Source organism: Paenibacillus sp. (genome assembly GCF_048976745.1).
GTDB lineage: Bacteria > Bacillota > Bacilli > Paenibacillales > Paenibacillaceae > Paenibacillus.
The window spans coordinates 187,812-201,559 of sequence record NZ_JBHGUU010000006.1 but is presented as its reverse complement, the minus strand read 5'-3'; the positions used below and the strand labels follow the sequence as shown (position 1 = coordinate 201,559).

Genomic DNA, 13,748 nt, shown 5'->3' with positions numbered 1-13,748 from the left:
CTTGGTTTGTGCAATTAAATTTTGACTTGTTCAAATTGTACTATACCAGGATCGATCGGACAAAAGCCGAAGGACCTAATCCTATTTACCCCATTTTCAGCACTTGAAACTTCTCCTAACAGCCTATTTACAAAAAAAGATTCACTTTCTGCTGTTACTTTTATTCTCCTGTTCAGGAAACCACAGGCTCTGTCCCTCTTCTTCCCCGAAAGGAAGGATCTGTGAATCTCCATGCTACAGGCTCAGGTTGCATGGCCTGGACCAGTGTAGCCGGGGAGCCGTCAGGCGGAGCGGCATCCTGTGCACGATATACGGCCGCCATTGCGGAAAGGGGATCGGATACTACAGCTACAGTTGCAGAATGTGCAGGCATGATTTCTCCTGTACGATTGTTCTGAAGAACATTCAGCATATTGACCGCATTACCATAGGCTGTGTTCACATGACTCAGCACGGAACGATACTCCATGTCTGCCTGCTGGAATAACAATGCTTTGCGTCCCAGCTGTACGCTTAAGTCCATTAATCGACGAAGCGCATCCTCGCCCAGTCGTTTACTGTGATTCCATTCATTCATCACCGCTGCGCGGGATTCAACCTCCCACTCCAGCGAATGAATCGCCTGATCCAACACTGTCATCTTTTGCTGTATTTGCTCCGCTGCATACTGAATCTGCTTGCTCAGTGCCCGAAGCACATCCGGTTCCACACGAATGCGCATTTACCATCACCTTTCCTCTTCCCCTGCAGGCTGTTTAAGCCAGTCCAGCAGCATCTCGTGAAACTGTTCTCTAGTCGTCAGTGCTGCAACAAGCCAATCATCTGAAGCCGCAGTGCTCATCCGGAACAACCAGTTGGATACCGCACTTGCAGCAAAGGCTGCTGACTGCGACTTCCACCCATCTTCATTCCATACGAGCAACCTGAGCTCCCCGTCTGACTCCTTACCCACCAGACAGCGTGCCAGTGCAAGTGAGCCCTCAGGATCACTTGTCTCCTGTTCGAGTTCCTCTGCTACGGTCTGTACCCCGCTGTTTTCAAGCTCATTCATGACATCATAAAATTTTTTCTTGGAGCACATTAGGGCCGGTTTCTCCGCTGGAGAATGGCCGCTCCATTTCATCCGCTCTATCAGAACATCAATCGCTTCACGAACACTCCCCAGGTCGCTGAGCCGGAACGAGTCCGGTACGTCGTCAACACGGGAAACTTCAACGACCCGCTCATCCGTGCAATGTATATAGCTCTCATGCGACTTGCCGTTGATCGTGTAGCGAATCCAACAAGCTCTATCGGACAATCCGGCAATGGCTACCCTGGAGAAAACGGTCGGTGTCATGATCAGCTCATCGGTATCCTGATCCCGAATCAGATATCCTTTGTCAAGCAGGGAGGTTTTAACATGCTCCCACTCCATCGCGATATCCTCCGCCATATAGCCGCGAAACGGATCTTCCACACCAAGCAGTCGGTCTGAACCGAGAATACCGGCCAGGAAAAAAAGTTCTTTTGTTTGCAACGTGACTACCTTTTGCTTAGAATCATGAACCGTCAACATTATGAGCCACCTCCCCTCAAACTACAACATGCCATCGGTCACGAATTTCAGAAATCCAATCGGTCATTTTCCAGCTGTCATCACATGGAACTGCACCTTTAACCCTGGAATATTTACGTTTTACATAATAACCTTGACCCGGAGGCAGTACCTTTAGCCCACCTGAACTACCTCCGGATTCCGAATAAGGTATACGGAAGAACGAGAGGTCGTTAGGGTCTAAAGTCCCGAACAGCATTCCGCTCTGGGAAGCCTTCACATCTGTTACCCAGTCAGAACCAAAGGTCGGGAAGTCTGCCGGAACCCCGGATAGAATCACGTGTACACCACGATCCCTTCCTTGACGAACAATCGCTCCCAATTGATCTTTTACATTAAAATCGTTTAGTTGCTTGGACAAGGTGTCCGCATCATCGATGACAAGCACAAGTTCCGGTCCACCGGAAATCTCGCCTCTTTTCAGAACTTCATCGTACAACTGTTGAATCACAGGTGCAAGCTGTTCTTCTCGAGATACATGTCCACGGATATGGGGCAAACTGCTGATTTCCCCCAGCCCACCTGAGCCATAACGCATATCTACTGTATATATTTGTACATCTTCCGGAGAAGCATGATAAGCCAGTGATAACATCCATGTCAACAAAAATGTCGTTTTGCCGCCTTCCATCGGACTCGTTACCATGAAATGCGGACCTTCTAGCAGATTAAGCTGGAATGGCTCCAGATCGTCCGTAAGCAGTCCCACAGGGACAGTTACAGATGAGGTATCCCAAGCCTGACCATATGATCCTGTCCGAATGAGCAGATCCTTAAGCTTGATCTCTTCCGGAAGCGGAGCAATCTGCGGCGCTTCTTCCCCTGTCCAGCCTTGGCGAATCTCAGCGATCGTACGACGCAATGCCGATGAACGCTTGCCCTCATCTGCCCCGGAAGAAGGTAATGCCACCTGGAACATCAACGGAGGCACCTGCCCTTTGACCAGACCTCTTCCTGGCGGAAGTTGGCTTGGCGCCTTGGAAGGTCTTCCCACGGCATAATAATAATCACTTGGATCGGATAACTCAAATGAAACCGCATTGGGAATATTGCTTCTGAATTTTTCAAATACATCTGTTACCCGATTGGCAGTAAGCACAAAGGTGATACCCAGACTTCCGCCTTCACGCAGGATCGTCTCCAGAAGTTCATTTTCTTCTGGATAGGCATTGCGGAATGAAAGATAACCATCGATAACGACCACAACCTGCGGGACAGCCGCGTGAGCTGTCCGACGGTAAGCCGAAATCGTTTTGACCCCCGCCTCCGAGATGATATCCTTACGTTGCGCTGACAGCTTGAGGATATAGCGGAATAACCGTTTGATTCGGTCTTCCTCTTCAGCCATCATCACGCCACCGATCTGAGGTAGTGCTGCAAAGTCCTTCATCATGCGCCCCATATCGATAATGTAACCATGCCATGGCTCAGTTCTGTGGGAACGGGCCAGAGACATGAGCAAGGTCTGAACAAATGTTGTTTTTCCCAGTCCCGGCATGCCGTAAACGACCAGATGCCCTTGATCCACAGGCAATGCGAGCGGTTGTTGGCGCTGATTAGGGAGATCATCCAGCAAACCAACCAGTGGTTTCAGACCACTGGCCCCGCCATCAAGCAGCAGATCACGATTCTCTTCTTCCTGCCATTCCTGAAGACCTTCCCATTCCAATGTCTCTGGTAGAGGTGGCAACCATGGTCCTGGCAAACGACGGATACCCGCATCCGCTGCAGACTGCGCAACATAATCAATAAATACCTGAAGCTGTTTCGGAACATCTTCGCCTTTAAGAACAGCTCTGCGCTCTCCCGTTAACAGGGGCTCCCGCTTACCGTTCAGACGCACTTCCATAACAGGTAATACCGTCGTTGAATCCTCCTGCTGGTTATAAGGTGCACCACTCCAGGCAAATTGCATTTCTTCAAACACTTCATCACTACCAACCTGGAAATATCCGCGACCAGGCTTCGTAATCCAGGCAGCATTTGGAATCTTGATCATGTCCCTGCTATCTCCCTCACTCTGTACGCGAAGGCAAATCCGGAAACGCGAATTACTCCATATTTTATCGTCCACAACACCAGCTGGCTTTTGGGTTGCCAGAATTAGATGAACCCCAAGTGTCCGGCCAATGGCCGCGATACTGATCAATTCATCCATAAACTCCGGCTGATCTCGCTTCAATTGAGCAAACTCGTCAATGATAATAACCAGATGTGGAAGTGGCTGTTCATGTCTGGAGCGCAGAATCTTGTAATATTCATCAATATGCTGGAGGTTTCCCGCATCATTTAATATTTTTTGCCTTCTGACCAGTTCGGCACGAAGTGAGATATTCGCCCGCTCGATCAGATTTCCATCCAGATTGGTGATCGTCCCCACCACATGAGGAAGATCAACAAATGTATTGGACATCCCGCCACCTTTGTAGTCAATCAGCATGAAGGCCAAATCATGGGGATGGAATTCAGCAGCCAGTGAAGCTACGATGGACTGGATGACTTCACTTTTGCCTGACCCGGTTGTACCTGCAATCAGACCATGGGGGCCATGACCCTGACGTTCAATTTTGTCATGAAGGTTTATCGCTATTTTTTTGCCGCCAGCTCGTACACCCATTGGCACGGGCAGTGTGTCAGGATACCTTGTCTGTCCCCATCTGGACACCACATCCAGATCTTCCACGCGTGACGTGCTCAGCATATCGAATAACGGAAGTACTTGCGGGATATCTGAAGCAGATGACCGCTTTAAGCGGATCGGTGACATATAACGGGAAAGCGCCTCTGCCATTTCCTTCGTGATCACATCAGGCTTGTACGTTTGTTGAATAACATCCGCATCTTCCGTTTTTTTGATATACACGCCTTTGCCTTTGGAGGCATCCATAATCAACTGACAATGCATCGGTAGAGACTCCTTGCGATTAGCCAGTATGATGGTGCATACATCGATGTCCTGAGCCGACTCCAGTAGCAGTGGAAGTAACGGTTCTTCTTCGATCAATTGCGTATCGGAGAGAATCACAACGTAACACGGCGTTTGTATGCTTTTCTTGTAGCGGTCTTCCTTATTGTTACGGCGCCGGTTCAACACGGAAAACAAGCTGTCCGCCAATTGATGCGCACCGCTGTGCCTGTCGGCCATATAGCGTTGTCCCTGGTCTTCATCCCAGATATGGGGCATCCAACGAAGCCAATCCCATTCCTTGCTGTCCTTTTCTTCATAAAAAGCAGCAAGCTTCAGTTCATCCGGGGAATGGCGTACCGTCAGTTGTGAGATGATGACTCGCAGGGAAGCAAGCACTTCCTCCCGATCACCGACAAGTCCCATAACCTTCGATTGGAACAATGGCAATGTAATGGAAGCATCCGGTACCGTCTGGAATTCAGCCGCAAGTTCATGGGCCGCTTCAATCAGCTCATCCTTCTCGTAACCATCAATCCGCGGGACCTGTAGTTTGATTCGGAATGGAATCTCTCCGGTACCAATGCGCACCTGAAGGAAATCATCATCCTCTGGTGAACGCTCCCACAAGGAACTGTTCCGGTTCTTCACCACTTGAAGACACACACCCGGATCACCATGGATTTCGTACAGGCTCTTCACTTGCTCCGCCTGAGCTTCTTTCAGTTCTTCCCGGTGTTTGTCCAGTTGGGCAAGATACATTGTTTTTCGTTCTTCCAATTTTTTGCGATATGATTTCTTGTTGCTCAGATACACGAAGAATGGAATGGTGTAAGAAGTAAGCATCATCATGACCGTCATCATCTGAAACATCATATAACTGCTGTTGCCCATTTTGCCGGTCATATTGATATATACGTAGAAACCAATGCTGACCATGGTCATCATGATCGGCACAATAATGGATATCATGGAAAACGTGGGTTTGCTCGGTTCTGTTGGAGGCCTGAGTATTTCGAGTCCTTCTTCCTTGAGAACCGGTGTCATTCTTGGAGAACGCTGATATAACACATTCACGAAGAGAAGACCTCCTTTAGTTCGTTCAATAGAATGTATACGTTCAAAAGCCCTATTCGTTGCTGTCCTGTTGAAACAATGAACGTCTTCCATATACAGGCGCATCTTCCGAAGTCGTTGAAAAAGCCCGCTGGACACGTACGCAACTGCCTTGTCGCAGCCCTGTTTCCATCAACTGCTGTGCGTTCTGCGGAGAGAACCACAGACCTTCCGGAAACTTGGCTTCAAGGATGTACTGAATGCCGTCTCCCGGTGCCTGTCCAAAAATGCGAACGCCGAGTAATGTCTTTAAATGTACAATGGTACATTCATCCGGAACATCGATGTCGAACCATTCACCTTCCTCGCGGCCGGAATACACGGTTAGAATCATCCGAATCCCTCCCATGGTCTCATATGTAAATTGTCCTACTGTCAGATTAAATCAAAAAAAAGAGAATGAATCGGTATATCAACCCTATTTTCTTACATAAACACCCTGTTTGCAATGTACCACCTGTAATTTTGTTACATATGACCCACGTATATATTAAAATATCGTACATTCGACTCAGAACTTTCGTGGCAGTTATGCATTTAAATATTGCGAGGATACGAAACTTTTTATTTTTTGTTCCATTTAAATGGAAATTAAGTTTCATTTTTCAGGACTTTTATTCCTTCGCCCACAATTGAATTGTGAACACTTTTCAAACATTACCCACCTTTATGTTTTCATAAGCTGATTTTAAGGTAATTTTAAGCATTGGTATTTAATATTACCTGTATGAAATAACAACCGTGAGGTGATTTCAAGTGAGAACCCTAATAACCTTTCAAAACAAATCAATCCCTGTATATTTTAATCAAGAAAACAAACAACCTATGCAGAAGACATTAAGATTGCTTAGCAGTGCTCTGGAGCATAAGATTAGCAACGGTAAACGCGCCATTCAAAAATGTCTGCATTCTTTAATTAGTATTGAAATTGTAAATGGAGAGGCCATTCTCCACAGTCGAAGTGAAAACGACTCCCTTGCTTTATCGTTATATTAAAAGGAGTCACTCAAACCACATTCATTACAAGACATGAAAAAGGAAGCTGTCGCTAAAGACAAGCTTCCTTTTTTGAGTTGTATGCACATGAACAACCAATCGCAATCATGATCATCCATCAGTGCAGTTTGCTAAGGACATAGGCGGCATCATGTTCTTCCGCAATCTCGGCTTTACGAATACGAATGACAAACAGCCGAACCAAATTGGCACGTGTATGTTCTTCCTGACAGGTATTCAGTTTCCTCAGAATAAAGCGGTCAATGGACATGAATGACAAGCCCCTTTGCCATTGGATTTACGGATCGATTCTTCCGTGTATCCATAAATAACCAGATAGCGTCAGCCCCAAACAGCTTTTCCGTTCTTATATTAAGCCGTATTTTGCTGCGGTGTAAAATTGTGCAAAAAGCCCGTTCCACCAAGCTGGATACGGACTTTCGCATGATTTGTCGATCTTTTTGCACCCATTCTAATCATTCATAAATATCTCTGCCACTTCAACCTTTTTCGACTTATTTCACTCCCGGATATTCCCGATATTGGTGCTGAATGCTGATCCAGCGAGTGCGTGTAAACTTCTCAATAGCCCAATCCCCACCGAAACGTCCAATCCCTGAAGCTTTTTCACCGCCAAACATCACATGCGCTTCATCGTTCACAGACTGATCATTTACATGCACCATACCAGATTCAATGCGCTGGGCAACCTCATATCCTCTATTCAGATCTTGGGTGAATACGGACCCGCTAAGTCCATAAGGAGTATCATTCGCCAAACGTACAGCTTCCTGTTCATCTTGAGCCTTCATGATCACTGCCACGGGGCCAAATAATTCCTGCTGTACGATATCTTGTTCAGGTTTAACATCAGCAAGTACAGTAGGAGACAGTAAACTGCCTTTACTGGTCCCCCCGAGCAATAACCGTGCGCCTTCGTCCTTGGCTTTGTTCACAAGCTCCAGCAATCGTGTTACCTCTTTTTCCCGAATGAGAGGACCCACGAGTGTTTTGGCATCCGTTGGATCACCTGCCTGGACATTTTTCGTTTTGTTAACAAATGAATCGACGAATTGGTCGTAGATATCGGCATGCACAATGAACCGATTCAAAGCCATGCATATCTGTCCCTGATGCAGAAACTTGCCAAAAACCGCGGCTTCGGCAGCACGTTCAATGTCCGCATCTTCCAGCACAACCATGGCGTTGTTGCCGCCTAGTTCCAGTGCCGTTTCTTTTAAATGTTCACCCGCCAGTTTACCAATCCCCTGTCCAACTTCTGTGGAACCGGTAAATGAAATCACTTTGGGAACCGGATGAGCAACAAAGTAATCCCCGATCTCGCTGCCACTTCCGGCAACGACATTCAGCACACCCTCAGGCAGACCCGCTTGTTCAAACAAATCGGCAATGAGCCAGCCTGCCGTAATTGGAGTGTCTGATGCTGGTTTAATCACTACACCATTACCAAGAGCAATCGCTGGAGCTACAGATCGAAGGCATAGATGCAAAGGGAAGTTCCACGGCCCGATAACACCAATTACTCCCTTCGGCTCACGAACCACACGGTTCTCTTTCCCAGGGGTATTGGACGGGATGATCTCACCCTTCATGCGATAAGGAAAAGATGCTGCTTCATCCACAATACGTTGGGCCGCTGCAAACTCCGCCTCCGATTTGATTCGGGTACTCCCGGATTCCGTGATCAAGAGTTGAATGATCTCCTCTTTTCGCTCTGCCATCAGGGATGAAACTTTACGCAGTACCTCTTCTTTCGCAGCAGGTAATGACTTCGCCCATTCCATCGAATTTTTCTGAGCTGACTCATAAGCCTTATCTATATCTTTTTTATTGGAAGAGCGCCATGTGGAAAAAACTTCTCCCGTATAAGGGTTGATATTCTCCATTGTTTTCTCACCGGAGCCATCTACCCATTGGCCATTAATATATTGTTTCGTCCATGTTGTATGTTCGGTGTCCATTAAAGTCATGTAAATACGCCTCCTGATCAAGATTAGATGTCACACCTGCACAACGGTGTAATACATCATTAACCTTGTTCAGATTTACGCAAACGTACAGCCCTGAATCAGCTCTTCCATTCTTTAAGCTTACGGAAAAAATGCACCCCACAGTATTCTGTCGCCATCTGAACGTCTTTCAACAATCGGGCAGGCTCTTCTCTCCAAAGAGGTTTAAGTCTTCCCATCCGTAGCCAACTTCGATCAGATCTTGACCACCAATGCGAATGGACTGTGTCTGGACGGGTGTGCCTCCCATCTTTTCATAGAAGCGACATGCTGAATTACGCTCCAAAGCCCATATGATCAAACGTTTCATATTTTGGATTTGCAGATGATTAACAACATGTGTCGCCAATTGCTGACCTATCCCTATTTGTTGCACTTCCTTCAGCAAATATATAGCGTACAACTCTCCATCATAAGGTAATTTGCCTTCACGCTCCTTACCCCCACAAGCAAATCCGATAATGTTCCCATCATCTTGTTCAGCTACCACCAGAATCTGATCCTTTTCGCCAGAACGAATGGTCTTCTCCCACTGAGACAATCTTGATTCTATAGTCAAATGATCCAAAAAATCGTCGGGCACAATTCCCCGATACGTTGTTTTCCAACTCTCTGTATGTACATGGGCTATACCTTGCGCATCCCCTTCACGCGCCGGCCTGATCAGCATAGCTATCACTCGCTTTCTCTCGTAACTTCCATAGTTTTACCATATTATATGTTCTTCTTTCTTAATTTCCAAATTGATAGTCCTGATGCCGCTAGGCATGATTCGTAATCAAAAGTAGACTTTTTGAACTACCTCTTCTAAAGTAAAATCCGGCCCTACGGCCGGATTGTCACTCTCGTACCTACAGATACCTTGGAAGACAGATCCAGTACATCCGAGTTGTACATGCGTATACAACCATGCGAGACGGATTTGCCAATAGACCAAGGCTCATTGGTTCCATGTATGCCATAATGGGGTGCAGATAGTCCCATCCACAACACACCAAATGGCCCACCTGGATTAGATTGTTTGTTAATAATAGTAAACTCCCCGCTAGGAGTCTGTGTGAGCATCTTTCCGGTTGCCACAGGATAACCCTTGATCACCTGATTGCCATCCAGAAGATATAACATGTGGTCAGACAGATCTACAATAATCCTGTAATCTGGCATAATGACATCCCTCCTGACCTATCTTATGCAAGGTGCCGGATGATGCCCGCCTGATTTCAGGCTTCCTCCCACTCTTTCACACTACGGGAGTGCTTGGGTTTACGACTATTGGCCGGTTTGCTGGAGGCGGTACGCCTTCTGGATGCCACTTCTTCCTTGCGTTGCTGATATTGCAATTCCTTCTGCATTTTCAGATAATTATTCAGTCTTTTCTCATCCAATGAACCATCCTGTATGGCCTCTTTCACTGCGCATCCAGCTTCCCGTGTATGACTGCAATCCAGAAATCTGCACGTGACTGCAAGCTCTTCAATTTCTCCAAACGCATGCGACAGCCCGTCATTGCCTTCATCCCAGAGATTAAGCTCCCGCATTCCTGGCGTATCGATCAATACGGCTCCCTGTGGAAGTACAAACATCTCCCGGTGTGTTGTCGTATGTCTCCCACGGCTGTCTCCCTCGCGGACGGATTGTGTAAGCTGCACATCCTCACCCATCATCCAGTTCACCAGGGTAGACTTGCCACTGCCAGAAGATCCTGTAAGCGCAACAGTCAACCCTGGTTGCAAATATCGTTCCAGTAACGATTTGCCGTGACCCTCCACTGCAGATATCGCAAGCACTTCAACACCAGGAGCGATTCCTTCTACACTTCGGATCTGTTCTTCCACATTGTTGCACAGATCACTTTTGCTCAAGACAATGACTGGCCTTACGCCACCATTCCAAGCCATCATCACGTATCTTTCGAGTCGTCTAAGGTTGAAATCATGATTAAGTGCAGCCACGATTAACAGTGTATCTACGTTTGCGGCGATTAATTGTTCCTTGGTCACCGGACCTGCCGCCTGTCTCGATACCCTGCTCTGACGTGGCACCAGATTGTGAATAATCGCTTCTTCACCTGCCTGACCTGTAATCGCCACCCAATCTCCAACCGCTGGTACCAAGCTGGTATCCAGACTATCATGACGCATTCGGCCCGATATTCTTCCCCAGCATTCACCCTCTTCTGTAACCAAACGTTGCAGATGTCCATGGTCTGCGACAATCCTGGCTGGCTTTTTCTCCTGCTCTCCCATTCCTGTCTCTTGCCACAGTTTCTGCCACTTTGCAGACCAGCCGTACTTCTCAATATGATTATCTAAAATAAAAATTCCTCCCAAAATAAGTTTGTTTACTTCATTCAAGCCAAGTGAACAATCATCTCCGGTTCAGATCAAAACAAAAAACCACGAGTAGAAATACACCCGCGGCAATAAGCAGTTAGCCGAATCGAAGATCATCCCTTCTCGTAGATATACCGGATAGCATACATAGCCATCCGCTATAAACAATTCAGGAACACCCTTTTATCGGCAAACAAAAAAGCCACGGGTGCGTCACCCGTGGCTTCATCTGAGCATGTGATACTTCACGTTAAAATGGATACTGCTATCCAACTAACGCAAAATTACATGCTTTGATCCGTTCCGGAGACGCTGTTCATATTCAAATTAACGTATACTGCATTTAAGTTTGTCATAAACAATCGCCTCCCTTGTAGAATTATCCATATGTTACACACTTCGTTCTGTAGTTGTCAAGCCCAAATTAAATAATTTACCAATGAAATCTATTTGACCTGATCCCAGCGCGTCCACATTTCCTTCGGATTCAGTTCATAGATCTCCTCTTCACGGTACATGAACTGATGCATGATAAACTCCCGTCGAATGGTCGCAAAATCCTCATGATACTGCTGTATAAATGTATTAATCTCTTTCTCCGTGTACTTCCGACCGAATTCAAGCTGCTCGACCAGATGACCAAGTACAATCAGTTTTTTCTTGTATTGAGCCGGTATCTGACGCAGTCGTCCATCTTTGGAGAAAAAATTTCTCATGACCGACGCTTTCAATGTTTCGTTCACATCACTCATATCTGTAACCTCCTCTCGCTTAAAGATAAAATCAACCGAGGCCTGTGCATTCTCACGGATAAACGAAGGATTCAGTGTGAAATACACTGTATTTTTCTCCCGTCGCTCCTTAATCAGCGCCGCCTCTCTCAGCTTGGATGCATGATGTGTCACGGTTGGCTGTGACAGATTCAACCGCTCGGCAAGTGCCTGTCCGTGCAGTTCACCCTGTGCCAGCAACAGCAGCATGCGAAGCCGGGTCGGGTCAGCCAACGCTTTATGATAAGCCACAATTTTCTCCAGCTGCATCATCGTTCATCTCACTTTCGATTAGATAAATATCTAATTTGATATTATTCTTTTCTTCTCTCCACGTCAACTCCTTTGGATTCAATTAAGCTTGTCTGAGTTAAACTCACGCTTGAACTGGCATTGGCTCGTTATTTACGGTAGGATTATATTGCTTGAAATAAGGAGGATTAAGAACATGGAAGATGTCATTATTATCGGCGGAGGCCCATGCGGTCTATCTGCTGCCATTGAATGTGAGCGGCTGGGACTGTCCGCTGTGATCGTTGAGAAATACAATATCGTTCAATCTATTTATCTGTATCCAACCCATATGCAGTTTTTCAGCACAGCCGAGCTGCTTGAGATCGGAAACGTTCCGTTCAGCACACCTAATGATAAACCTTTTCGTTATGAAGCACTTGCCTATTATCGCAGGGTAGCCGAACATTTTGGTCTGCGTGTTCATAACTATGAGGAAGCCCGTGAAATTAAACGCAAGGATGATGGCACGTTTGAGGTACATACGCTCAATCGCCGCGGGGAGGCCATCGTACATGTTGGACGTAATGTCGTTGTAGCTACCGGTTATTTTGACCATCCTAACTATCTGGGCATCCCTGGAGAAGATAAAGATAAAGTAACTCACTACTTCCGGGAAGCCCACCCTTATACCCGTACACGTGTCGCCATTATTGGCGGAAGCAACTCAGCCGTTGACGCGGCCATGGAACTGGTTCGGGTCGGAGCACATATTGATATGGTTTATCGCGGCAGTGGTCTGTCCCAGCATATTAAACCATGGGTACGTCCGTTATTCGAGAGCATGGTGACAAAAGGGCGTATCACCCTGCACCTAGAATCACGCGTGAATGAAATACTGGATGATTCGATTCGTATAATACACACGGATGGTTCCACTCGTGAACTGGATAATGACTTTGTTCTGGCAATGACCGGTTTCCGTCCGGATCGTCAACTACTCACCTCGGTAGGTGTGGAGATGTCTGATGATATGGATAAACCTCTATATGACGCACAAACGATGGAAAGCAGCGTACCTGGTGTATATGTGGGCGGAGTCATCGCTTCGGGGCGTAATGCCAATGAAGTCTTTATTGAATCCGGACGCTGGCATGGACGGTACATTGCGGAACATATCGTTAGCAGACAACGTGGACAGACTGAAGGGAAATGAAAACCATGGATATGACCTCCCTGCTGTTGCTTGTATTTGCGGCTCTCGGGATTATCAGCAGCAACACACCTGTGACCGTAGCGATGGTATTTCTGTTGTTACTACGAGTCCTGAACCTGAATCAGGCATTTCCATGGCTTGAAAAATACGGACTCACTCTGGGTATCATCATTCTGACTATTGGCGTGATGGCACCTCTTGCCAGTGGCAAGATGAGTCTGCAGACGATCGGGGAGTCTTTCCTGCACTGGAAGTCACTGCTCGCCATTGGTGTAGGATTACTGGTGGCATATCTAGGAGGACGTGGCGCTACGCTGATGGGGACACAGCCAACTATCGTTGCAGGACTGTTGATCGGAACGGTACTTGGGGTTGCCTTGTTCAAGGGTGTACCTGTGGGACCATTGATTGCAGCAGGTATTTTATCATTGCTACTGGGCAAATCCTGATTCGAGTGGTGAGGGTCGTGTCCTGACATGCTCTGCAGATTGGCTGTATTTCCCACCGTTGTGTGATATACTTCTATTCAGGCAAATGATGTACACGAGTTCACT

Annotated in this window: 13 protein-coding genes; 3 read left to right on the top strand and 10 right to left on the bottom strand. The window is 46.9% G+C overall.

Annotated features, from left to right (window positions below):
- Nucleotides 1-172 precede the first annotated feature (172 nt).
- Genes ACE3K2_RS07715 through ACE3K2_RS07700 form a run of 4 tightly spaced genes read right to left on the bottom strand, consistent with a single transcriptional unit; the run spans nucleotide 173 to nucleotide 5,952 of the window.
- Nucleotides 173-721, bottom strand: a complete 549-nt coding sequence (locus ACE3K2_RS07715; RefSeq protein WP_421888668.1) for a WXG100 family type VII secretion target — start codon at nucleotides 719-721, stop codon at nucleotides 173-175.
- Nucleotides 722-727: 6 nt separating this feature from the next.
- A complete protein-coding gene (locus ACE3K2_RS07710) occupies nucleotides 728-1,558 on the bottom strand; it encodes a hypothetical protein (RefSeq protein ID WP_421888666.1) in 831 nt (276 codons plus the stop codon).
- Between the two features lie 16 nt (nucleotides 1,559-1,574).
- Nucleotides 1,575-5,579: a type VII secretion protein EssC gene (gene essC, locus ACE3K2_RS07705; RefSeq protein WP_421888664.1), complete on the bottom strand. Its 4,005-nt coding sequence runs from the start codon at nucleotides 5,577-5,579 to the stop codon at nucleotides 1,575-1,577.
- A gap of 52 nt (nucleotides 5,580-5,631) precedes the next feature.
- Nucleotides 5,632-5,952, bottom strand: a complete 321-nt coding sequence (locus tag ACE3K2_RS07700; RefSeq protein WP_421888662.1) for a hypothetical protein — start codon at nucleotides 5,950-5,952, stop codon at nucleotides 5,632-5,634.
- Between the two features lie 422 nt (nucleotides 5,953-6,374).
- On the opposite strand from ACE3K2_RS07700, the gene ACE3K2_RS07695 reads away from it, so the two are divergent.
- Complete coding sequence (locus tag ACE3K2_RS07695) at nucleotides 6,375-6,614, top strand: hypothetical protein (RefSeq protein WP_074094612.1); 240 nt, start codon at nucleotides 6,375-6,377, stop codon at nucleotides 6,612-6,614.
- 118 nt (nucleotides 6,615-6,732) lie between these two features.
- Here the strand turns inward: ACE3K2_RS07695 and ACE3K2_RS07690 are convergent, their stop codons facing one another.
- The 6 genes from ACE3K2_RS07690 to ACE3K2_RS07665 form a co-directional block, all read right to left on the bottom strand.
- Nucleotides 6,733-6,885, bottom strand: coding sequence for a hypothetical protein (locus ACE3K2_RS07690; protein WP_164783094.1), 153 nt, complete (start codon nucleotides 6,883-6,885; stop codon nucleotides 6,733-6,735).
- Nucleotides 6,886-7,129: 244 nt separating this feature from the next.
- Nucleotides 7,130-8,605, bottom strand: a complete 1,476-nt coding sequence (locus tag ACE3K2_RS07685) for an aldehyde dehydrogenase family protein (protein ID WP_421888659.1) — start codon at nucleotides 8,603-8,605, stop codon at nucleotides 7,130-7,132.
- Nucleotides 8,606-8,774: 169 nt separating this feature from the next.
- A complete protein-coding gene (locus ACE3K2_RS07680; protein WP_421888657.1) occupies nucleotides 8,775-9,314 on the bottom strand; it encodes a GNAT family N-acetyltransferase in 540 nt (179 codons plus the stop codon).
- Nucleotides 9,315-9,469: 155 nt separating this feature from the next.
- The gene (locus tag ACE3K2_RS07675; RefSeq protein ID WP_062833875.1) at nucleotides 9,470-9,808 is read right to left on the bottom strand and encodes a L,D-transpeptidase; all 339 of its coding nucleotides are present in this window, start codon (nucleotides 9,806-9,808) and stop codon (nucleotides 9,470-9,472) included.
- Nucleotides 9,809-9,864: 56 nt separating this feature from the next.
- Nucleotides 9,865-10,890, bottom strand: coding sequence for a ribosome small subunit-dependent GTPase A (rsgA, locus tag ACE3K2_RS07670; protein WP_421891055.1), 1,026 nt, complete (start codon nucleotides 10,888-10,890; stop codon nucleotides 9,865-9,867).
- Between the two features lie 533 nt (nucleotides 10,891-11,423).
- Nucleotides 11,424-12,017, bottom strand: a complete 594-nt coding sequence (locus ACE3K2_RS07665) for a metalloregulator ArsR/SmtB family transcription factor (protein ID WP_421891053.1) — start codon at nucleotides 12,015-12,017, stop codon at nucleotides 11,424-11,426.
- 178 nt (nucleotides 12,018-12,195) lie between these two features.
- Between ACE3K2_RS07665 and ACE3K2_RS07660 the strand changes: the two genes are divergently transcribed.
- Both ACE3K2_RS07660 and ACE3K2_RS07655 read left to right on the top strand, forming a co-directional pair.
- The gene (locus ACE3K2_RS07660; protein ID WP_421888655.1) at nucleotides 12,196-13,194 is read left to right on the top strand and encodes a YpdA family putative bacillithiol disulfide reductase; all 999 of its coding nucleotides are present in this window, start codon (nucleotides 12,196-12,198) and stop codon (nucleotides 13,192-13,194) included.
- 5 nt (nucleotides 13,195-13,199) lie between these two features.
- Complete coding sequence (locus ACE3K2_RS07655) at nucleotides 13,200-13,643, top strand: DUF441 domain-containing protein (protein ID WP_017689083.1); 444 nt, start codon at nucleotides 13,200-13,202, stop codon at nucleotides 13,641-13,643.
- The last annotated feature ends 105 nt before the right edge of the window (nucleotides 13,644-13,748 follow it).

Bases quoted from the DNA above. Each gene is read 5' to 3' on its own strand.
- ACE3K2_RS07680 (WP_421888657.1), bottom strand. From the start codon at position 9,314: ATGCTGATCAGGCCGGCGCGTGAAGGGGATGCGCAAGGTATAGCCCAT.
- ACE3K2_RS07675 (WP_062833875.1), bottom strand. From the start codon at position 9,808: ATGCCAGATTACAGGATTATTGTAGATCTGTCTGACCACATGTTATAT.
- ACE3K2_RS07660 (WP_421888655.1), top strand. From the start codon at position 12,196: ATGGAAGATGTCATTATTATCGGCGGAGGCCCATGCGGTCTATCTGCT.
- ACE3K2_RS07690 (WP_164783094.1), bottom strand. From the start codon at position 6,885: ATGTCCATTGACCGCTTTATTCTGAGGAAACTGAATACCTGTCAGGAA.
- ACE3K2_RS07655 (WP_017689083.1), top strand. From the start codon at position 13,200: ATGGATATGACCTCCCTGCTGTTGCTTGTATTTGCGGCTCTCGGGATT.
- rsgA (WP_421891055.1), bottom strand. From the start codon at position 10,890: ATGGGAGAGCAGGAGAAAAAGCCAGCCAGGATTGTCGCAGACCATGGA.
- ACE3K2_RS07665 (WP_421891053.1), bottom strand. From the start codon at position 12,017: ATGCAGCTGGAGAAAATTGTGGCTTATCATAAAGCGTTGGCTGACCCG.
- ACE3K2_RS07710 (WP_421888666.1), bottom strand. From the start codon at position 1,558: ATGTTGACGGTTCATGATTCTAAGCAAAAGGTAGTCACGTTGCAAACA.
- ACE3K2_RS07685 (WP_421888659.1), bottom strand. From the start codon at position 8,605: ATGACTTTAATGGACACCGAACATACAACATGGACGAAACAATATATT.
- ACE3K2_RS07715 (WP_421888668.1), bottom strand. From the start codon at position 721: ATGCGCATTCGTGTGGAACCGGATGTGCTTCGGGCACTGAGCAAGCAG.
- ACE3K2_RS07700 (WP_421888662.1), bottom strand. From the start codon at position 5,952: ATGATTCTAACCGTGTATTCCGGCCGCGAGGAAGGTGAATGGTTCGAC.